Genomic DNA, 20,078 nt, shown 5'->3' with positions numbered 1-20,078 from the left:
CCCATTGTCCTCGGCCACGACGCGCAGGGGCGTCAGCCTCGCGGACTCAGTCGGCGGGCGTGAGGCCGGTGGGCTCCGTGGGGCCTGCGCCGCCCGTCGCCGCGGTGATGCGGTCGCCGGCGACACGGTCGACGATGAGCGCGATCGCGCCGTCGCCCGTCACGTTCGTGGCCGTGCCGAACGAGTCGATGGCGAGGTAGGTCGCCACCATGAGCGCGACCTGCGGCTCCGTGAAGCCGAGCATCGAGGCCAGCAGCCCCGACGCCGCCACGATCGCCCCGCCCGGCACGCCCGGCGCGGCCACCATCGTGATGCCCAGCATGAAGATGAAGCCGATCATCACGGGGACGTCCACGGCCTGGCCCGAGAGGACGAGCACGGCCAGGGAGAAGGAGACGATCTTGACCGTGGACCCGGCCAGGTGGATGGTCGCGGCGAGGGGCACCACGAAGGAGGCCACCGGACGGCGGACGCCGAGCGTGCCCACCTGGCGCAGGGTCACGGGGATGGTCGCGGCCGAGGACGAGGTGCCCAGCGCGGTGGCGTAGGCCGGGAGCATGGCCCGCAGAGCCGTGAACGGGTTCCGGCGCGCGACCGCGCCGGCCACGGCGAACTGCACGAGCAGCAGGACGAGCGTGAGGACGAAGACGAGGGCGATGACGCCCAGGAACGTGAGGACGACCTCGACGACGCCTCCGGCGGCGGCCATCGTCAGGAACGTCGCGAAGACGTAGAACGGCAGCAGGGGCACGATCACGCCGCTGATCACCTTCTCGACGATGCTCCGCAGCTCCTCGAAGCCGTGCTGCAGGGTGCCCCGCGGGATCAGCGTCATGCCGATGCCCATCACGAATGCGAGCACGAGCGCGGTCATGACGCCGAACGGCGGCGCCATCTCCACCGTGAAGAAGGCCTCGGCCTGCCCCGCGGTGGGGTCGGTCACCGGGGAGATGGAGCCGGGCGTGAGGAGGTGCGGGAACACCGCGAGCCCGGCCGCCAGCCCGAGGAATCCGCCGAACACGGTGGAGGCGTAGGCGATCGCCGCGGTGAGCCCGAGCCACCGCCCGGCGCCGCGGCCCAGCTCGGCGATCGCCGGCGCCACGAGCGCGAGGATCAGGACCGGGACGATGAAGCCCAGGAACCCGCTGAAGAGCCCGGCGAAGGTGGCCGCGGTGCGGGCGAGCCAGTCGGGGGCGATCAGGCCGAGGACGATGCCCAGGACGATGCCGGTCAGGACGCGCGCGAGCAGGCCGAAGCGGGGGCGCCGAGCGGGGGCGGCGTCGGCCGTGGCGGGGGTGTCGAGGCGCGCGGCGTCCTCGGAGGGCGAGGGGGACATGGGCGAGACGCTAGCGCGAACCAGGCCGGGCGATGGGCGAACTCTCGTTCATTGCGGCCGGCGGCCACCCGCGTCACGGCGGGCGGCCTCGGCTCGCGGTCCTGCGTCCCCGCCGCCTCCTCCCGGCACGCGCCGACGGCGACGCCTCCCCGCCCGGGGCGCGTCGCCGTCGTCGTGGGGGAGCCGGGCCGGAGCCCGGCACCGGGGTCAGCGCGCGGTGAGCGTGCGCGAGTAGACCGTGGTGCCCTGCGCGTTGATCAGGCGGACGCGGAACGCGCGGCCGTCCTCGGGGATCTCCACGTGCCCGAAGTACTGGTGCTCGCCCGTGCGCGGGGAGCCCATGACGGGGCCGTGCGCCTCGAAGTCCAGGCGCGGGCCGAACGTGCCGTCCAGGGCGTTGGGCCCGAAGGAGCCGGCGTTGATGGGCCCGGCCACGAACTCCCAGAAGGGCTCGAAGTCGGTGAACGCCGCGCGCTCGGGGGAGTAGTGATGGGCCGCGCAGTAGTGCACGTCTCCGGTCAGGAACACGACGTTCTTCACGCCGTGGTCCTTGATCGCCTTGAGGAGGCGGGCCAGCTCGAGCTCGCGGCCCAGCGGGGCGCCGTGCTCCGCGTTGGAGATCGACTCTTGGCCCTTGCCGTCCGGGACGACGAGGCCCAGCGGGAGGTCGTTGGCGATCACCTTCCACGTGGCGGTGGAGGCGCGCAGCTCGCGGATGAGCCACTGCAGCTGCTCCTCGCCGAGGATCGGCGTCTCGGTCTGCTCGAGACCGGGGGTGTTCTCGCCCTTGAACGTGCGCATGTCGAGGGCGAAGACGTCGAGTGAGGGGCCGCGGGAGATCTTGCGGTGGATGCGGGCCGGCTCGAAGCCGTCACCGCCGCGCAGGGCGCGCCCGTCGGCGATCGGCATGTACTCCTGCCACGCGCGGCGGGCGCGGGCGGCGAGCGTGTCCACGTCCCGCACCTGCGTGTAGCGGGGGTCCTCGAGGACCTCGCCGGGCCACCAGTTGTTGGTGGTCTCGTGGTCGTCCCACTGGGCGATCACGGGGACGTCCGCGTACATCTCGCGGAGGTTGACGTCCATCATGTTGTAGCGGTGACGGCCGCGGAACTCGTTCAGCGTCTCGGCCACCTTGGACGTCTCCTCGGTGGTGATGTTGCGCCACGTGGGCTCGCCCTTGACCTCCACGGTCTCGGGGATCGGGTTGTCGGCGTAGATCGTGTCCCCCGAATGGAGGAAGAAGTCCGGCTTGGTGGCGTGCATGGCCGCGTAGCCGCGCATGCCTCCGATCTCGGGGTTGATGCCGTACCCCTGGCCCGCGGTGTCCGCGGTCCACACGAAGGACTGCGCGGCGGTGGTCTTCTTCCCGAAGCGCGTGCCGGGGGCCGTGGTGAAGTGGGCGACGGCGGACTCGCCGAGGCGGCCCAGCTCGTCCTCGAACGCGTAGGTGACCTCGAAGCGGGTGCCGGAGGGCAGCCTGCCCGCGACGATCTTGGCGGTGTGGTCGGTCTGACCGGAGACCCAGCCCGAGCGCAAGGTCACGCCGTGCTCGAAGCGCCCGCGCAGCACCTGCCCGGACTCGTCCACGGCGCGGAGCACGGCGCGCAGGCGGGAGGTGCCCGAGCTGCGGGCCCACAGGACGGCGGAGTTCGAGGACACGTCGCCCGTGGCCACGCCGGAGGGCAGCGTGAGGCGGGAGGAGACGAGCCCGGAGTGCCGCGAGGCGGCCCTGCCGGAGCGGCCGGGGGCGGCCCCGGCGGATGCGGGGAGCAGGAGGACGGCCGAGGCGGCGGCGCCGGTGGCCAGGACGGTGCGGCGGGCGGTGGACTGGGGACGCGGTGTCTCGCTCATGGATCCCATGGTCCGCCCCGCAGATGCGGGGACGGTGACCTGCTGGTGAACGGCCGGCGACGGGCCGCCGTCGGGAACTCGGCAGGATGCGGTTGCGCGGGGGCGCATCCGGACGGGACACTGTGCGTCTCCGGGGGCGGCGTCCGGCTCCACCGAAGACAGGAAGCGGCCCACCATGGCAGAGCAGCACGCCCCCGCGGGGCAGGTCACCTCGCGACTCAACGCCAGGGTGGTGGGCATCAGCCTCGCCGCCGCCCTCGGCGGGTTCATGTTCGGATTCGACACGTCGGTGATCAACGGTGCGGTGGACGCCCTCGCGGCGGACTTCGCGCTCGGCCCCGCCCTCACCGGCTTCGCGGTCTCCTCCGCGCTGATCGGCTGCGCGGTGGGCGCCTGGTTCGCCGGACCGCTGGCCAACCGCCGCGGCCGCATCCCCGTCATGGTGATCGCGGCCGTGCTCTTCCTCGTCTCGGCGATCGGCTCAGGCTTCGCCTTCGGGGTCGTGGACCTGATCCTGTGGCGTCTGGTCGGCGGACTCGGCGTCGGCGCCGCCTCGGTGATCGCACCGGCGTACATCGCGGAGGTCAGCCCGGCCCGGGTCCGCGGCCGGCTGGGATCGCTGCAGCAGCTGGCGATCGTTCTCGGCATCTTCGTGGCGCTCCTCTCGGACGCGCTGTTCGCCAACGTCGCCGGCGGCGCCGCCGAGACGCTGTGGTTCGGCATGCCGGCGTGGCGCTGGATGTTCCTCGCGGCGGCCGTGCCCGCGGTTCTCTACGGCGTCTGCTCCCTGCGCCTGCCCGAGTCACCGCGCTACCTCGTGGCCCGGGGCCGGCTCGACGACGCCGCCCACGTGCTGCGCGACTTCACCGGCGTCGCCGACCCGGCCCCCATGATCGAGGACATCCGCCGCTCGCTGAACTCCGAGCAGCGGGAGAGCCTGCGCGACCTGCGCGGGGACGCCCTTGGCCTCAAGCCCATCGTGTGGGTCGGCATCCTGCTCTCCGTGTTCCAGCAGGCCGTGGGGATCAACGTGATCTTCTACTACTCCACCACGCTGTGGCGCTCGGTCGGCTTCGGCGAGTCCGACGCCCTGACGATCACGGTGATCACCTCCGTCACGAACATCGTGGTGACGCTGGTGGCCCTCGCCCTCGTGGACCGGGTGGGGCGCCGTCCGATGCTGCTGGTCGGCTCCGCGGGCATGGCCGTGAGCCTCGGCGCGATGGCCTACGCCTTCTCCACGGCCACGGCCGTCACCGCGGCCGACGGCTCCTCCTCGGTGGTGCTCGCCGCTCCCATGTCCACCGTCGCGCTGATCGCCGCGAACGCGTTCGTGGTGTTCTTCGGCGTCTCGTGGGGCCCCATCACGTGGGTCCTGCTCGGCGAGATGTTCCCCAACCGCATCCGCGCCGGGGCGCTCGCGGTGGCTGCGTCCGCCCAGTGGGTGGCCAACTTCGCGATCTCCACGACGTTCCCGGCGCTGGCGGACCTCGGCCTGATGTTTGCCTACGGCCTGTACGCGGTGATGGCAGCCCTCTCGTTCCTCTTCGTCGCCACGATGATCCCGGAGACCAAGGGGCGCGAGCTCGAGGACATGTCCGACGCGGCGCACACCCGGGCGCCCCGCGTGACCGGCTGAGGCCGGCGGGGGCCGGTGCCGGGTGCCCTCGCGGACGCGCCCCGTGTCCTCGAGTGCGCCGGAGGCGAGGAGGCCGCGCCCCTCGGCCCGCGCGGCACTACCCTGGAGCCCGTGCCGACCACCGACTCCTCCTCCTCCCCGCTCACCGACGCCGAGCCCCTCGCCTCCACGACGGTGGGATCGGGCCCGCACCGCGTCGCGTTCCTCCACGGCCTCATGGGCCGCGGCCGCAACTTCACGGGCGTGGCGAACGCGCTCGCCGACGACTTCACGCTCGAGCTCGTGGACCTCCCGGACCACGGCCAGTCGCCGTGGACCGACGCGGTGGACTACCCCGGGATGGCCGACCGCGTGGCCGAGCACCTGCGCGCCGGGCTCGCCGCGGACGGGCCCGTGCACCTGCTCGGCCACTCGATGGGCGGCAAGGTGGCCATGGTCCTCGCGCTGCGCCACCCTGATCTCGTGGAGCGGCTCGTGGTGGTGGACATCTCCCCGCGCATGTCCCCCTCGGCCACGGACGAGTTCGTGCACCTGCTCGGCACCATGCTGGAGATGGACCTCGGTGCCTACTCCACGCGCGCCGAGGCGGACGCGGCGATGGCCGAGCACGTCCACGACGAACGTGTGCGCGGCTTCCTCCTCCAGAACCTGCGCCGCGAGGGCGGGCACTTCTCATGGCAGCCCAACGTGCGGATGCTCTTCGAGCACCTCGAGGAGGTCGGGCGGTTCCCGGACCCGGTCGTCCCCGAGGACCCGGACCGCGTGTTCGACCACCCCGTGCTGTGGCTCGGCGGCGAGAAGTCGGACTACATCCTCGACGAGGACGTCCCGGAGATGAAGGCGCTCTTCCCGCGCGTCGTGCGCGTCACGGTCCGCGACGCCTCGCACTGGGTGCACGCCGACCAGCCGGAGGCGTTCGTCTCCGCCGTGCGCACCTTCCTCACGGCGGACTGACCCGCCCCCCCAGACGCCGAGGGCGCTGTCGGAGAGGATCCGACGGCGCCCTTCCTGCGTCCGACGCGCGGTCAGTGCTGCAGGGTCTCCTTCTTGCCCCGCAGGCGGCCGACCACGGCCATGACGGCCACGGCGACCGAGCCCCAGATCAGGCCCCACAGGGCGGAGCTCAGGGTCTCCACGAGCCAGCCGAGCACGGAGCCGGCGGCCTGGGTGACGGGCTCTACGAGGTGGTGCTGGGCGTCGTACAGCCACGGCAGGCCGAGCGCCGAGAGCTCCATCAGCACGATGTGGCCGCCCACCCACAGCATCGCGACGGTGCCGATCACGGTGATCACGGTCATCACGATGGGCATGGCCTTCACCAGGCCGTGGCCGAACGAGCGGGCACCGGAGGTGCGGGCGTTCTGGTTCATGTGCAGGCCGACGTCGTCCATCTTCACGATGGCCGCCACCGCACCGTAGACGGCGAGCGTGATGAAGACCGCCACCACGGCGAGGATCCCGGCCTTGAGCCAGAAGCCCTGGTCCGCCACCTCGTTCATGGAGATCACCATGATCTCGAGGGAGAGGATGAAGTCGGTGGTCACTGCGCCGCGCACCACCTTGTCCTCGGCCTCCGGGCCCTGCTCGACGGCGGGGGCGTCCGTCTCCTCATGGTGGCCGGTCAGCTTGCCCCAGACCTTGTGGGCGCCCTCGTAGGAGAGGTAGGTGCCGCCGGCGAGGAGCAGCCAGGGCAGGGCCCACGGGGCGATCCAGTCCAAGATCAGCAGGCCGGGGAGGATGAAGACCAGCTTGTTGCGCAGCGAGCCCTTCACGATCCTCCAGATCATGGGCAGCTCGCGGTTCGCCGCCGCACCGGCCATGTACTGCGGCGTCACGGCCGCGTCGTCGATGACCACGCCGGCGGCCTTGACCGAGGCGCGTCCGGCGCCGGCGGCGACGTCGTCCACGCTGGCGGCGGCGAGGCGTGCCAGGGCTGCGACGTCATCGAGCAGAGCGACGAGACCGCTCATAGTTCCTCCTGGGGTGCGGGGGGACGCACGGGGCGCCGACGCGCGGAAGCGCGCGAGTCGAGCATAACGACCCGCGCGCCTCCGGTCGGCGCCGGCCCGTTCGGACCGGGGGAGGGGTCAGGCGCTCTCGGTGGTCTCCACCGGGCGCTGGCCGAGGCGGGCGTCGATGCGCAGCAGGCCCGAGCCGTCGTCGCCCACGAGCCTCAACTGGCCCACGATCTCGGAGACGGTGGACTCCTCCTCGACCTGCTCGTCCAGGAACCAGTTGAGCAGCGGGCGGGAGTTGAGGTCACCGGCGGCCTCGGTGGCGCGGTAGAGGTCGCGGATGGACTCGGACACCTTCTGCTCGTGGGCGAGGGCCGCCTTGTAGATCTGCAGGGCGGTCATGCCCTTCGCCTCGGGCGGGGCGGCGATCGCGCCGATGCGGGCGAAGCCGTCGCGGTCCGTGACGTGGTCGATGAACGTGTTGGCGTGGACGATCTCCTCGTCCGCCTGATGGCGCAGCCACGCGGCCATGCCGGAGAGCTCGAGGTCGTCGGCGGCGGAAGTCGCTAGGGTGAGCCGCGATGCCCACCGATCCCGTCCTCTCCCCGTCCTCTCCCCGCGGCCCCGGCGGCCGCCGCGCCCTCGTGGCCCGCCGGGTCTTCCGCACGCCGCTGCAGCGCCGCGTCGTGTACGCCGTGGTCTTCGAGGCGCTGGCCATCCTCTTCACCACGGGGATCCTGGCGGCGCTGGGCAAGCCCGGAGGGTCCTCGCTCGCGGTCGCCGTGGTGTCCTCGACCGTGGCGCTGATCTGGAACGTGGTCTACAACTCCCTCTTCGAGCGGTGGGAGCGCACCGCGGGCATCGCCGGCCGCCCCTGGTGGGTGCGCGCCCTGCACGCGGTGGGGTTCGAGGGGGGTCTCATCCTCTTCCTCGTCCCCGCTGTGGCGCTCATCCTCGGTGTGAGCCTGTGGGAGGCGTTCCTCATCGAGGCGGGCCTGCTGGTGTTCTTCCTCGTCTATGCGGCCGTGTACGCGTTCGTGTTCGACTCGGTGTTCGGGCTGCCCGACTCGGCCGGCGGCGCCGGGTGAGCCCTCAGAGCCCCAGGAACTCCCGGATCGCGGGCATCTCGCGGCGCGCCTGCTCCAGCCCGAGCGCGTGGGCCGCCGCCAGCTTCGCCACGGAGCGCTCGCCGTTGGAGACCGGCATGGTCTCCGGGACGAACAGGTAGGCGTCGCCGGAGCGCTCCATCTCGAAGAGGCGCTCGCGCGTGGCGTTGTAGCGCCGCCACCGCGTGAGGAGGGCCTCGGCCACGGCCGGGTAGCGGCGGAAGGTCCGCTGGTAGAAGGCGGGGAAGCGCTCGGGTCGCTTCACGTACCCGCGCTCGCGGGTCATCACGACGAGCAGCTTCGTGAACCCCGCCCGATCCGCGGCCGTGACGGGCACGCCGCCGTCCACGCCGAGGGCGCCGTCCACGAAGACCGTGCCCTCCGCGTGCACGGGGGGCATGAGCACCGGCATCGTGGAGGAGGCGCGCACGCGCACCATCAGGTCGCCGAGCGAGGTCATGTCGGAGCGGTCCCACCAGCGGGTCTCGCCGGTGCGGGCGTCGAAGCCGGCCAGCACGAGGCGGGCCGGGTTGGCCTCGAACGTGGCGAAGTCGAAGGGCAGGTCCGCCTCCGGCAGCCCGGCGTGCTCATAGATGTACTCGGCGTTGAACAGGCCCTTGCCGCGCACCCACGTGCGCCAGTTCCCGAACCTCGGGTCGTCCGCGAAGTCCACGAACGCGGCGCGGGCCCGCTCGGCGTCCCGCGCCAGGTAGTTCACCGAGTTGGAGGAGCCGGCCGAGATCCCGGCCACGAAGTCCACGTGGATCCGCTCGCGCAGCAGCTCGGCCACCACGGCGGAGGTGTAGGAGGCGCGCATGCCGCCCCCCTCGAACAGCAGCGCGACGTCGGTGACGTTCGAGGTCAGGGGTTCATGCACGGCGGCTCTCTCCTGTTCGCCCACCGCCGACTCCGGGCGCGGACGCGCCGCGGCGGCTCGCGCTCATCCTAGGCTGTCCACCATGGCGACCACCCACTTCCGCGGCACCCCCGTCCACACCGTCGGCGAGCTCCCCTCGCCCGGTGAGCAGGCTCCGGCGTTCACGCTCGTCGGCCAGGACCTCGCTCCCGTGTCCCTCGCGGACCTGACGGGACGCACGGTGGTGCTCAACGTCTTCCCCTCCCTGGACACGGGGGTGTGCGCCGCCTCGGTGCGGACCTTCAACGAGCGCGCGGCGGACCTGGAGGACACCACGGTCCTCGCCGTCTCCGCCGACCTGCCGTTCGCCGCCGCTCGCTTCTGCTCCGCCGAGGGCATCGAGAACGTGCGCCCGGCCTCCGTGTTCCGCTCCGACTTCGGGGCCGTCTACGGCGTCGAGCTGGCGGACGGCCCCATGGCCGGGCTGCTGGCGCGCGCCGTCGTCGTGGTGGACCCGGAGGGCCGCGTGGTGCACACCGAGCTGGTCCCCGAGATCACCGCGGAGCCGGACTACGAGGCGGCGCTGGCCGCCGTGCGCGCCTGAGCACGGCCATGCCTCCATCGGGCGGGCCGCCCGCCGGATGGCCTCCCCGCGGCGCCCGACGACGCCGCTCCCCGCTGGCGACGCTCGTCTCCGTCCTGGGCGTGCTCGGCGCGATCGTCCTCGCGGTGGGCGTCACCCTCCTCGCGACCGGTGAGATCCGGGACCTGGCCGCGGCCGACCGCCCGTCCGCGTCCTCCGCGGGGCGGTCCGACGCCGGCGCGGGCGGCGCCGCCCCGCCCACCGCGGACGCGAGCGAGCTGACCGCAGCGCTCGAGGGCGTCCACGACGGGATCGCCGTCGACTGGTCCGCCCCCGGGGGGAGCGGCGAGGGCCTCGACGCGGGCGTGGAGGTCACCGACGCGCCCGGGGTGCTGCTGGTGGACACGGTGCTGGGCTCGATGATGGGCACGGGCACCGGGATCGTGCTCTCCGCGGACGGGCTCGCGGTGACCAACTACCACGTGGTGGAGGACTCCTCCCGTGTCTTCGTGACCGTGGCGGACACCGGGGAGCGCCACGCAGCCACCGTGCTCGGCCGGGACGCCCAGCACGACATCGCGGTGCTGGACGTCGACGGCGTGGACGACCTGGAGGTCGCGAGCGTGTCCACGGGCCCGCTCCGCCGCGGCGCCGAGGTGGCGGCCGTGGGCAACGGCAGCGGGCAGGGGTTCCTCACCGCGGTGCGGGGCGAGGTGCTCGGCACCGGCCGCTCGATCATGGCCGCCACCGAGGGCACGGACGACTACGCGCGCCTCACCGGTCTGGTGCAGACGGACGCCGACGTGGTGCCGGGCTACTCCGGCGGCCCCCTCGTGGACGCGGACGGCCAGGTGGTGGCCGTGACCGTGGCTGCGAGCGACGGCACCACCGCGCAGGACGTGGACGGGTACGCGATCCCGTTGCCCGTGGCGCTCTCCGTCGTGGAGCAGGTGCTCTCCGGCGAGGAGACGGACACGGTGAGCATCGGCGCGGACGGCGCGCTGGGCATCGTCGTCGCCTCGGCGCCCGAGGGCGTCAGCGTCCTGGAGGTCGCCCCGGACTCCGCGGGGGACGGGATCGGCCTGGTGCCGGGCGACCTCATCTTGGCGATCGACGGCCAGGACGTGGGCGGGGACGCCAGCGCGATGTCCCGCCTGGTGAACGACCACAACGTGGGGGCCCGCATCACCGTGACGTGGCAGACCGCGGGCGGCGAGGAACGCGAGGCCGAGGCCGTGCTGCAGGAGGCGCTCGTCCACTGAGCCGTGCGACGCAGGGTCGGGTCAGCCGAGCAGTGCGAGAGACAGAGCCATCACCGCGGCGCCGCTCAGCGCGCCTGCCCCGGCGGTGGGAAGGCCTCCGGCCGCGCGCGCCGCGGGCAGCAGGGCGGCCAGGCTGAGGGCCGTCATCACCCCGGCGACGGCGGCGAACACCACCGCCAGCAGGGCCGGGGTGATGAACGGGGAGAGCAGCAGGTAGAGCACCACGGCGCCGACGGGCTCCGCGAGCCCGGTGAGGGCCGCCCATCCGAATGCGCGCGCCCGCGATCCGGTGGCCTGGCGCACCGGGACGGCCACGGCCACGCCCTCCGGCACGTTGTGCACGGCCATCGCGACGGCGAGCGCCACGCCCACGGCCGGGTCCTGCAGCGTGCCGGCGAACGTGACGAACCCCTCGGGGGCGTTGTGCAGGCCGATCGCCCCGGCTGTCATCAGGCCCAGACGGTGCAGCCGCCGGGCGTCGAGGGCCGGGGTGGACGCGTCCGCCCGCGGGGACGCCGCCGGGAGGTCGGCGGGGCAGGGGAGGAGGCGGCTGAGGAGAAGGACCACGCCGGCGCCGGCAAGGACCGCGGCGGCGGCCGCGGGGAAGGCCAGCGGGCCGAGGCTCGGGGCCAGGTCCGCGACGGACACGGGCACCATCTCGAGGGCGGACACGCCGACCATGACGCCCGCGGCCAGCCCCAGCGCGAAGCCGAGCCCACGCCCCGTGGGCGGGCGCCCGACGACGGCGAGCAGGCCTCCCAGCACCGTCGCGGCGCCGGCGAAGCACGTCAGGGCCACAGCGGTCCAGAAGGGATCCACCCGACGATCACCTCCTGCGGACGGGGCCAGCGGCGTGCGACCATCCTACGGAGACCGGGACCGGCGGCCCCGCCGGGAGCCCGGCGCCGCAGTCCGACGACCCGCACCGGAGGTCCCCGTGTCCCACATCGCCCCCACCCTCGGCACCGGCTTCGACCTGCCGGACGTCGACCCCGGCCGCGCAGTGGTGGTCGGCTCCGGCCCCAACGGCCTCACCGCGGCGGCCCTGCTGGCCCGCGCCGGCTGGGAGGTGGACGTCTACGAGCGCAATGCGGCGCCCGGCGGCGCCTCGGCCTCCGCGCCCGTGCTGGGGGAGGGGACCGTGGTGGACCTCGGCGCCGCCGGACATCCGTTCGGCGTGGTGAGCCCGGCCTTCCACGAGCTCGACCTCACGGCGCACGGGCTGCGGTGGGTGCACCCCGCGGTGCCCATGGGCCACCCGCTGCAGGACGGGCCGGCAGCCATCCTCCACCGCGACCTCGACGCCACCGCCGACGGGCTGGGCGAGGACGCGCGGGCCTGGCGGCTCCTCCACCGCGCGGTGGTGGGGCACCCCGCTGAGATCGTGGAGAACGTGCTGGGCCCCATGGTGCGCCCCTGGCCGCACCCCGTGACGATGGCCCGGTTCGGGGTGCGCGCCCCATGGCCCGCGGCCCTGCTGGCCCGGACGGTGTTCCGCACGGAGCAGGCCCGCGCGCTCTACACCGGCTCCTCCGTCCACGCCATGATGCCGCCCGGACGGCCGCTCACGAGCGCGTTCGGTGCCCTGTTCGGGGCCCTCGGCATGAGCACCGGATGGCCGGTGGCGGAGGGGGGCTCCGGCTCCATCGTGGCGGCGCTCGTGAAGGTGCTCGAGGCGCACGGCGGCCGCCTGCACCTGGGCCACGAGGTGACGGACCTGCGCTCCCTGCCCGAGGCCGACGCCGTCCTGCTCGACCTGACGCCCCGTCAGGTGCTGGGAATGCGGGGCGCGGACCTCCCTGCCTCCTACGCGCGCCGCCTTCGCCGGTGGCGCTACGGCGCCGCCGTGTCCAAGGTGGACTTCCTCCTCGACGGGCCCATCCCCTGGCGCGACGCGCGGCTCGGCGGCGCGGGCACCGTCCACCTCGGGGGGACGGCGGAGCAGATCCAGCACGCCGAGGCCGAGGCGGCGGCCGGCCGCATGCCCGAGCGGCCGTTCGTGATGCTGTGCCAGCAGCAGTCCGCCGATCCCTCCCGCGCCACGGGGGCCGCCGAGGGGCGCACGGTGGTGTGGTCCTACGCCCACGTGCCGCACGGCCATCCGGGCGACGTGCGCCCCGTGATCGAGGCGCAGATCGAGCGCCATGCTCCCGGCTTCCGGGACCGGATCCTCCGGGCGCACGCCACGCGTCCGGCGGACCTGGAGGCGTGGAATCCCAACCTCGTGGGCGGGGACATCGCGGGCGGATCCATGGGCGGGGCCCAGTTCCTCGCCCGCCCCACCGCGAGCCTGCGTCCGCACCGCGCGGGACGCCCGGGGCTCTACCTGGCCTCCTCCTCGACCCCGCCCGGGGCCGGCGTGCACGGCATGTCCGGCGCGTGGGCGGTGCGGACGCTCCTCAAAGAGCGTGGGGGTGCGGCGGCGTGAGCAGAGCCATTCCGGCGGGTGCCGAATGACACCCGTGTGACGGTGCTTTCGCATTCCGGCCCGATCCAGCTACAGTGTGGTGCATCTCACGGAGAGGCCCTGACTAGGGCCGGTCCGGAGGCCGTCTCGAACCCTGGAAGCCCCTTGCGGCGCACGAAGGGGGAGGCGCCCATTGCACCTTCTGATGATTGGAAGCCCCTTCCATGAAGTACACCAAGCTCTCCGCCGCCGCGGCCCTCGCCGCCGGCTCCGCCCTGATGCTCTCCGCGTGCGCCCCGGCCGGGCCGGCCGCCTCGGGCGACGGCTCCAAGGCCGCCGGCTCCGGCGACGCCTCCGCGTCCGGCTCCGGCGAGGTCCTGACGGGCGACAAGGGTCAGAAGCTCACCGCCAAGGCCGACGGCCCCTCCATGGCCGACCTCGGCGACGTCAAGACCGAGGACGGCTCGATCGCCTACTCCGTGGGCGCGGACGACTTCCTCTCCTACAACGGCGTGCAGTCCAACACGTACACCACGTACAACTCCGCCGTGGTCGACCGCATGTTCTCCAGCTTCTACTACTTCGGCACGGACGGCTCCATCATCCGCAACGAGGACTTCGGCAAGTACGAGAAGGTCTCGGACGACCCGCTCAAGGTCAAGTACACGATCAACGAGGACGCGAAGTGGTCCGACGGCACTCCTGTCACCGCCGCCGACTTCATCGTGCAGTGGGCCGCGGACAATCCCACCATCACCGATCCGAACGGCGAGAAGGACGAGGAGGGCAACCTGCCCCCGCTGTTCGACTCCATCACGGGTGACCCCGGCACCTACATCCCGGAGGCCCCGGAGGGCGAGGCGGACAGCAAGGAGTTCACTGTCACCTACGCCGAGCCCTACGCGGACTGGGAGATCCTCATCGGCTCCGCCCTGCCGGCCCACGTGATCGCCGAGCAGTCGGGCATGGAGCTCACCGAGCTCGTCGACGCCGCCAAGGCCAAGGACGCCGAGGCCCTCGCGCCGGCCGCCAAGTTCTGGAACGAGAAGTGGGACTTCAACCCCGGCGAGCTCCCGGACCCGGCGCTGACCCCCTCCATGGGCCCCTACAAGTTCAAGGAGAACGGCTGGCAGGCCGGCCAGAGCATCACGCTCGAGGCCAACCCGGAGTACTGGGGCACCCCCGCCGCCACGAAGGAGCTCGTGCTCCGCTTCGCCGACCCGAAGACCCACGTGCAGTCTCTGCAGAACGGCGACCTCGACGTCATCGAGCCGCAGGCCACCGTGGACACCCTGGAACAGCTCAAGGGCCTCGGCGACCAGGTCAACATCCAGACCGGCGACCAGCTGACCTGGGAGCACATCGACTACAACCGCGGCAAGGGCTCCGTGTTCGCGGACAGCCCGGAGCTGCGCGAGGCGTTCGCCCTCTGCGTGCCGCGCCAGGACATCGTGGACAAGCTGATCAAGCCCATCTACCCCGAGGCCAAGGTCATGAACGCCCGCGAGGTGTTCCCCTTCCAGGACACGTACGACGAGGTCATCGCCGAGTCCTACAACACCGAGCTGGACCAGCCGAACATCGAGAAGGCGAAGGAGCTCGTCGAGAAGTCGGGCGTGGACAAGCCGACCGTCCGCCTCGGATACCAGGCCGGCAACCCGCGCCGCACCGAGACCGTCGCGCTCATCAAGTCCTCGTGCGACCAGGCCGGCTTCGACATCCAGGACACGAACAGCACCGTGTTCTTCAAGGAGGTCCTCCCCGCGGGCGACTTCGACGCCGCGCTCTTCGCGTGGTCCGGCTCCGGCCAGAAGGCCTCCGGTGCCAACATCTACAAGACCACCGGCGCCCAGAACCAGATGAACTACTCGAACCCCGAGGTCGACGCCGCGTGGGACAAGCTCGCCTCCTCCCTGGACGAGGCCGAGCAGTACGAGCAGGTCAAGAAGATCGAGAAGCTGCTGTGGGAGGACTTCCAGGCCATCCCGCTGTACGCGCACCCCGGTATCGTGGGCCACAACGCGAACGTCGCCAACGTCCGCGACACCGCCGCCCAGTCGGGCGCGCTGTGGAACGTGGAGCAGTGGAAGCGCGTCCAGTGACGCGCGGCTGACGCCCTGCACGCGTGATGCCCTCCAGTGATGGGCACGCGCCGCAGACCCCGGTGAGAGCCCGGCCGTGACCCGGCCGGGCTCTCTCCGTGAACCGCGGCTCCGCCGCACCTCCTCTATCCTCCGCACGCGCACGGAAGGCCACCCCCTGTTGTGCTGAAATTCATCCTCAAGCGCCTCGGCAGCTCGATCCTCGTGCTGTTCGGCGCCTCGATCCTCCTCTTCTTCCTCACGGTCCACTCCGGTGACCCCCTCGAGGACCTGCGGGAGTCGCAGAGCAACAACCGCGAGAACCTGATCGCCACCCGCACCGCCTTCATGAACCTCGACCAGCCGTGGTACGTCCGCTACTGGGACTGGCTGAAGGGCGTGGGCGGCTGCGTCACGGGCAGCTGCGACCTCGGCACGAACCGCTCCGGCCAGCCGGTCGGCGAGCTGCTCAGCCTGGCCGCCGCCTCCACCCTGCGACTCGTCGTGCTGGCCACCGTGCTCGCCATCATCATCGGCGTCGCGGTGGGCATCATCACCGCCATCCGCCAGTACTCGGGCCTCGACTACGCGGTGACGTTCCTGATCTTCCTCTTCTTCTCCCTGCCCGTCTTCTGGGCCGCGGTGATCCTGAAGGAGTACCTGGGCATCCGGTTCAACGACTGGATCGCGGACCCGACGCTCAGCTGGCCGGCCCTGCTCCTGGCCGCGCTGATCGCCGGCCTGATGCTGCAGGCGGCCATGGCCGGCGACGCCAAGCGCCGGCTCTTCACCTTCGCCACCACCGCGGCCTTCGTGGTCCTGGTCGGCTGGCTGCTGTTCGCGATGGACTTCTGGCGCAACCCCCGGATGGGCCCGATCGTCCAGCTGCTCATCGGCCTGGCCGTCGCCGTCGGGGCCACCATCGTGGTCGCCGGCCTGCGCAACCGCTCGGTGCTCAAGGCGGCGCTCGTCACCGTGGCCCTGGGCATGGTCGGCTACTACGCCACCTACGGCCTGCTGATGACCAACCCCTCCGGGCTGCTGCTCGCGGGCCTCGGGGTGCTCACGATCCTGGTGGCCATCGTCGTGGGACGCCTCCTCGGCGGCTTCTCCAAGGGCTCCGCCGTCGCCGTCTCCATCGTGACGGCGCTCCTGATGGGCGTGGCCATCGTGGCCGAGCACCTGATGAACTACTGGCCGACGCTCCTGCGCATGAAGCCCCGCCCGATCTCCGTGATCGGCTCGGGCACCCCCAACATGGAGGGCCACTTCTGGGTGCTCTTCCTGGACCGCGGCGCGCAGCTCGTCCTGCCGACCATCCTGCTGACCATCATCTCGGTGGCCACGTACTCGCGGTACACGCGCTCCTCCATGCTCGAGGTCTCGCGCCAGGACTACATCCGCACGGCCCGGGCCAAGGGCCTGGGCGAGCGCCAGGTGATCCTGAAGCACGCGTTCCGCAACTCCCTCATCCCCATCACCACCATCATGGCCTTCGACTTCGCGGGCCTGATCGGCGGCGCGGTGATCACGGAGCAGGTGTTCGGCTGGAAGGGCATGGGTGAGCTCTTCGCCACCGGCCTGCGCGAGGTGGACCCCATGCCCGTCATGGCCTTCTTCCTCGTCACCGGCACCGCCGCCGTGCTGATGAACCTCGTGGCGGACGTGCTCTACGCCGTCCTCGACCCCCGAATCCGAGTGTGAGAGCCCCATGACGACTGACAACACCTCCACGCCGGTCTCGAAGACCGAGGCGCAGCAGATCTTCGACCTGGCCGAGGCCGAGGACGCCAAGCTGCGGCAGACCTCCGGCAAGTCCTTCTCGCAGGGCGCGCTGGTCCGGAAGCGCTTCTTCCGTCACAAGGCCGCGATGATCTCCCTCGTGGTGCTCGCGTTCGTGGCGATCATGGCCTTCACCTCCATCGGCTACGGCGGCCTGCCCGGCTGGTGGGACAAGACCTACACCGACGCCGCCCCGATCGTGAACGAGGGGCGCCCCACCATGTCGCTCGTCCCTCAGTTCCTGGGCGGCGAGGGCATCCGATGGGGCGAACACCCCTTCGGCCAGGAGTCGACGGGCAAGGACTACTTCGCCCTCGTGATGCGCGGCACCCAGCAGTCGATGATCATCGCGATCATCGTGGGCCTGCTGTCCACGGTGATCGGCGCGCTCATCGGCGCCGTCTCCGCCTACTTCGGCGGCTGGGTCGACTCGGTGCTGATGCGCCTGACCGACCTGATCATCGTCATCCCGCTGCTCGTCCTCGCGGCCGTGCTCGGCCAGATGGCGGCCGGGCTGAAGATGGGCATCTTCCCCCTCGCGGTGGTGCTCGGGCTCGTCTCCTGGACATCGCTGGCCCGCCTCGTGCGCGGTGAGGTGCTCTCCCTCCGGGAGAAGGAGTACGTGGCCGCGGCCACCGCGATGGGCGCCTCCTCGGGCCGCATCATCCTCAAGCACCTGCTTCCCAACACGATCGGCGTGATCGTGGTGAACGCCACCTTCGCGATCGCCGGCGCTGTGCTGCTGGAGACCTCGCTGTCCTTCCTCGGCTTCGGCGTGCAGCCCCCCGACACCTCCCTGGGCGTGCTCATCAGCCAGTACCAGAACTCCTTCACCACGCGTCCGTGGCTGTTCTGGTGGCCGGGCATGATCATCCTCGCCGTCGCCCTCTCCGTGAACTTCCTCGGCGACGGCCTCCGCGACGCCTTCGACCCGCGCCAGGCCGGCGCCGGGCGCCCCAAGCGCGGCCTCTTCGGCCGACGCGCCGCCGTGACCGAGGCCGGCGCCGTCACCGCCGGCGGCCTGCAGACCGCCCCGACGGCCCGCGCCGCCGAGGACGTCGATGCCGCCGAGGACGTCGCGCCGACCGAGGCCGACGCCCGTCGCGGCCGTGACGGAGGCGGCGCACTGTGAGCTCGAGCGCGAACGACAAGAAAGGCCGTTTCATGTTCGGCAAGAAGAAGAAGGACGTGGCCCCGGCCACCGAGACCGCGCTGACGCAGCCGGCCCCGACCGACGGCCCCGTCACCGCGGCGGACTTCCCCGAGGTGGGACCGCACGGCGTCGACGCCGCCGGGACGCACGGCTCCTCCGCCGTCGACCTCGACGCCGTGGGTGCCGCGGTGCCCGGCTCCTCGGGCACCGCGTCCGCGGATGCGGCAGACGTCCGCCCGGCCGCCCCCGTGGTCGGCGAGCGCACCGTCGTCGAGCCCGCGAGCGAGGGCGTCGTCGCGGGGCCGACCACGAGCGCGATCGGTGTGGTCACCCGCCACGACGACCGCGCCGGCGAGCCCGTGCTCGCGTTCAAGGACGTGGACGTGCAGTTCAGCACCGAGTTCGGCCCGGTCCACGCCGTGAAGGGCGTGACGTTCGACGTCAAGCCCGGCGAGGTCGTGGCGCTCGTGGGCGAGTCCGGCTCGGGCAAGTCCGTGACCAGCTCCACCGCGATGGGCCTGCTGCCCTCGAACGCGGACATCACCGGCTCGGTGCGCCTGGCCGGCCAGGAGATCCTCACGATGTCCCCGGGACGGCTGCGCTCGGTGCGCGGCAAGGACGTGGCCATGGTCTTCCAGGAGCCCATGACCGCCCTGAACCCCGTGCTCACGGTGGGCGACCAGCTCACGGAGGCCCTCGAGCTGCACGGGCTCGCCTTCGGCACGGAGGCGGACAAGCGCGCGATCGAGCTGCTCACCATGGTGGGCATCCCGGACCCGGAGAACCGTCTCAAGCAGTACCCGCATCAGTTCTCCGGCGGCCAGCGCCAGCGCATCGTGATCGCGATGGCCATCAGCTGCTCGCCGAAGATGATCATCGCCGACGAGCCCACCACGGCCCTCGACGTGACCGTCCAGGCGGAGATCCTGGAGCTGCTGCGCTCGCTGAAGAGCAAGATGAACACCGGCATCCTGCTGATCACGCACAACATGGGCGTGGTCGCGGACATGGCGGACCGCGTGTGCGTGATGCTCCACGGCGAGCTCGTGGAGCAGGGCTCCGTGCACCAGGTGCTCCAGCACCCGCAGCACCCCTACACGCAGAAGCTGCTCTCGGCCGTGCCCCGGCTGGGCGCCGCCTACCAGGTGGCCGAGCCGGAGCCCGTCACCTCCACGCAGACGCGGGCCCGGTACGCGATCGAGGCGGAGAACCTCAACCTCGAGTACGACCACCGGGGCAAGAGGAACCGCGTGGTGCACGACGTCAGCTTCACGGTGGCGCCCGGGGAGATCCTGGGCCTCGTGGGCGAGTCCGGCTCGGGCAAGTCCACGATCGCGAAGTCCGTGCTCGGGCTCCTTCCGATCGCCTCGGGTGCCCTGCGCATCCAGGGCGAGGACCTCGCGACGATCCCGAAGGCGCAGCAGAAGGCCCTGCGTCGCCGGATCGGCGTCGTGTTCCAGGACCCGGCGGCCTCGCTGGACCCGCGCTTCCCGATCGGCGACATCATCACCGAGCCCATGGTGGTCCACGGCGTGGGGGACCGGCGCTCGCGCCTGGCCCGCGCCGAGGAGCTCCTGGACGCGGTGAAGCTGCCGCGCAGCGTGGTGAACCGCTTCCCGCACGAGCTCTCCGGCGGCCAGCGCCAGCGCATCTCCATCGCGCGTGCGCTGACCCTGGATCCCGAGGTGCTGATCGCGGACGAGCCCACGTCGGCGCTGGACGTCTCCGTCCAGGCCGCCGTGCTCGACATGTTCGCCGAGCTGCAGCACCGCTACGAGTTCGCGTGCCTCTTCGTGTCCCACGACCTGGCGGTGGTGGACATGCTGGCGCACAAGGTGCTCGTGCTCAAGGACGGCAAGCAGGTGGAGCAGGGTCCCGTGGAGGAGGTGCTGCACCACCCGCGCGAGGAGTACACCCGCCGGCTCCTGGCCGCGGCCCCCGTGCCGGACCCGGACCAGCAGGCCGAGCGGCGTCAGCAGCGCCGCGAGTTCCTCGCCTCCCTCGGCGAGGGCGTGTACTGACGGACCGGACGGTCGCCCCGTCCGTCCCCCGGCCCGACGACGGCGG

At 72.3% G+C, this 20,078-nt stretch carries 15 protein-coding genes and 1 pseudogene; 10 read left to right on the top strand and 6 right to left on the bottom strand.

Annotation, left to right across the window (positions count from 1 at the left end):
- Positions 1-46: 46 nt before the first annotated feature.
- Positions 47-1,336: a dicarboxylate/amino acid:cation symporter gene (locus AAG742_RS08090; RefSeq protein WP_343282013.1), complete on the bottom strand. Its 1,290-nt coding sequence runs from the start codon at positions 1,334-1,336 to the stop codon at positions 47-49.
- Between the two features lie 207 nt (positions 1,337-1,543).
- A complete protein-coding gene (locus tag AAG742_RS08085; RefSeq protein ID WP_298711953.1) occupies positions 1,544-3,187 on the bottom strand; it encodes an alkaline phosphatase D family protein in 1,644 nt (547 codons plus the stop codon).
- Between the two features lie 175 nt (positions 3,188-3,362).
- Between AAG742_RS08085 and AAG742_RS08080 the strand changes: the two genes are divergently transcribed.
- On the top strand, positions 3,363-4,826 hold the full coding sequence (locus AAG742_RS08080; RefSeq protein WP_298711956.1) for a sugar porter family MFS transporter: 1,464 nt from the start codon (positions 3,363-3,365) through the stop codon (positions 4,824-4,826).
- A gap of 111 nt (positions 4,827-4,937) precedes the next feature.
- Positions 4,938-5,780, top strand: coding sequence for an alpha/beta fold hydrolase (locus tag AAG742_RS08075; RefSeq protein WP_298711959.1), 843 nt, complete (start codon positions 4,938-4,940; stop codon positions 5,778-5,780).
- 71 nt (positions 5,781-5,851) lie between these two features.
- On the opposite strand, the gene AAG742_RS08070 is transcribed toward AAG742_RS08075, so the two are convergent.
- Together AAG742_RS08070 and AAG742_RS08065 are read right to left on the bottom strand one after the other, a co-directional pair.
- Positions 5,852-6,796 carry a DUF808 domain-containing protein gene (locus AAG742_RS08070; RefSeq protein WP_298711962.1) on the bottom strand — a complete coding sequence of 315 codons (945 nt, stop codon included), beginning with the start codon at positions 6,794-6,796 and terminating at the stop codon, positions 5,852-5,854.
- Between the two features lie 117 nt (positions 6,797-6,913).
- Positions 6,914-7,339 (bottom strand): annotated as a pseudogene (locus AAG742_RS08065) (ferritin); the annotation flags it as partial.
- Positions 7,340-7,362: 23 nt separating this feature from the next.
- Between AAG742_RS08065 and AAG742_RS08060 the strand changes: the two are divergent.
- Positions 7,363-7,869, top strand: a complete 507-nt coding sequence (locus AAG742_RS08060; RefSeq protein WP_248117528.1) for a PACE efflux transporter — start codon at positions 7,363-7,365, stop codon at positions 7,867-7,869.
- Between the two features lie 4 nt (positions 7,870-7,873).
- On the opposite strand, the gene AAG742_RS08055 is transcribed toward AAG742_RS08060, so the two are convergent.
- Positions 7,874-8,764 (bottom strand): patatin family protein, encoded by an 891-nt coding sequence (locus tag AAG742_RS08055; RefSeq protein WP_298711965.1) that lies wholly within the window; start codon positions 8,762-8,764, stop codon positions 7,874-7,876.
- Positions 8,765-8,846: 82 nt separating this feature from the next.
- On the opposite strand from AAG742_RS08055, the gene tpx reads away from it, so the two are divergent.
- Together tpx and AAG742_RS08045 are read left to right on the top strand one after the other, a co-directional pair.
- Positions 8,847-9,347, top strand: a complete 501-nt coding sequence (gene tpx, locus AAG742_RS08050; protein WP_248117532.1) for a thiol peroxidase — start codon at positions 8,847-8,849, stop codon at positions 9,345-9,347.
- An 8-nt stretch (positions 9,348-9,355) separates the two neighbouring features.
- Positions 9,356-10,588 (top strand): S1C family serine protease, encoded by a 1,233-nt coding sequence (locus tag AAG742_RS08045; RefSeq protein WP_298711971.1) that lies wholly within the window; start codon positions 9,356-9,358, stop codon positions 10,586-10,588.
- Between the two features lie 21 nt (positions 10,589-10,609).
- Here AAG742_RS08045 and AAG742_RS08040 read toward each other — a convergent pair whose 3' ends face one another.
- Complete coding sequence (locus AAG742_RS08040) at positions 10,610-11,407, bottom strand: ZIP family metal transporter (RefSeq protein ID WP_298711974.1); 798 nt, start codon at positions 11,405-11,407, stop codon at positions 10,610-10,612.
- A 127-nt stretch (positions 11,408-11,534) separates the two neighbouring features.
- On the opposite strand from AAG742_RS08040, the gene AAG742_RS08035 reads away from it, so the two are divergent.
- The 5 genes from AAG742_RS08035 to AAG742_RS08015 all read left to right on the top strand — a co-directional run bounded on the left by AAG742_RS08035 (position 11,535) and on the right by AAG742_RS08015 (position 20,032).
- The gene (locus AAG742_RS08035) at positions 11,535-13,016 is read left to right on the top strand and encodes an NAD(P)/FAD-dependent oxidoreductase (RefSeq protein WP_343282424.1); all 1,482 of its coding nucleotides are present in this window, start codon (positions 11,535-11,537) and stop codon (positions 13,014-13,016) included.
- Positions 13,017-13,219: 203 nt separating this feature from the next.
- Positions 13,220-15,097: an ABC transporter family substrate-binding protein gene (locus tag AAG742_RS08030; RefSeq protein ID WP_298711983.1), complete on the top strand. Its 1,878-nt coding sequence runs from the start codon at positions 13,220-13,222 to the stop codon at positions 15,095-15,097.
- A 162-nt stretch (positions 15,098-15,259) separates the two neighbouring features.
- Positions 15,260-16,780 carry an ABC transporter permease gene (locus AAG742_RS08025; protein WP_298711986.1) on the top strand — a complete coding sequence of 507 codons (1,521 nt, stop codon included), beginning with the start codon at positions 15,260-15,262 and terminating at the stop codon, positions 16,778-16,780.
- Positions 16,781-16,787: 7 nt separating this feature from the next.
- Positions 16,788-17,990, top strand: coding sequence for an ABC transporter permease (locus tag AAG742_RS08020; RefSeq protein ID WP_343282012.1), 1,203 nt, complete (start codon positions 16,788-16,790; stop codon positions 17,988-17,990).
- Positions 17,987-20,032, top strand: a complete 2,046-nt coding sequence (locus tag AAG742_RS08015) for an ABC transporter ATP-binding protein (protein ID WP_343282010.1) — start codon at positions 17,987-17,989, stop codon at positions 20,030-20,032. The genes AAG742_RS08020 and AAG742_RS08015 overlap by 4 nt, the downstream gene beginning before the upstream one ends.
- The last annotated feature ends 46 nt before the right edge of the window (positions 20,033-20,078 follow it).

It is taken from the genome of Micrococcus sp. 2A (assembly GCF_039519235.1).
In the GTDB taxonomy this organism is placed as follows: domain Bacteria; phylum Actinomycetota; class Actinomycetes; order Actinomycetales; family Micrococcaceae; genus Micrococcus.
This window is presented reverse-complemented; position numbering and strand designations above follow the sequence as displayed.

Coding starts and splice junctions, on each gene's coding strand:
- AAG742_RS08090 (WP_343282013.1), bottom strand. CDS start 1,336: ATGTCCCCCTCGCCCTCCGAGGACGCCGCGCGCCTCGACACCCCCGCC.
- AAG742_RS08085 (WP_298711953.1), bottom strand. CDS start 3,187: ATGAGCGAGACACCGCGTCCCCAGTCCACCGCCCGCCGCACCGTCCTG.
- AAG742_RS08080 (WP_298711956.1), top strand. CDS start 3,363: ATGGCAGAGCAGCACGCCCCCGCGGGGCAGGTCACCTCGCGACTCAAC.
- AAG742_RS08070 (WP_298711962.1), bottom strand. CDS start 6,796: ATGAGCGGTCTCGTCGCTCTGCTCGATGACGTCGCAGCCCTGGCACGC.
- AAG742_RS08060 (WP_248117528.1), top strand. CDS start 7,363: ATGCCCACCGATCCCGTCCTCTCCCCGTCCTCTCCCCGCGGCCCCGGC.
- tpx (WP_248117532.1), top strand. CDS start 8,847: ATGGCGACCACCCACTTCCGCGGCACCCCCGTCCACACCGTCGGCGAG.
- AAG742_RS08045 (WP_298711971.1), top strand. CDS start 9,356: ATGCCTCCATCGGGCGGGCCGCCCGCCGGATGGCCTCCCCGCGGCGCC.
- AAG742_RS08030 (WP_298711983.1), top strand. CDS start 13,220: ATGAAGTACACCAAGCTCTCCGCCGCCGCGGCCCTCGCCGCCGGCTCC.
- AAG742_RS08020 (WP_343282012.1), top strand. CDS start 16,788: ATGACGACTGACAACACCTCCACGCCGGTCTCGAAGACCGAGGCGCAG.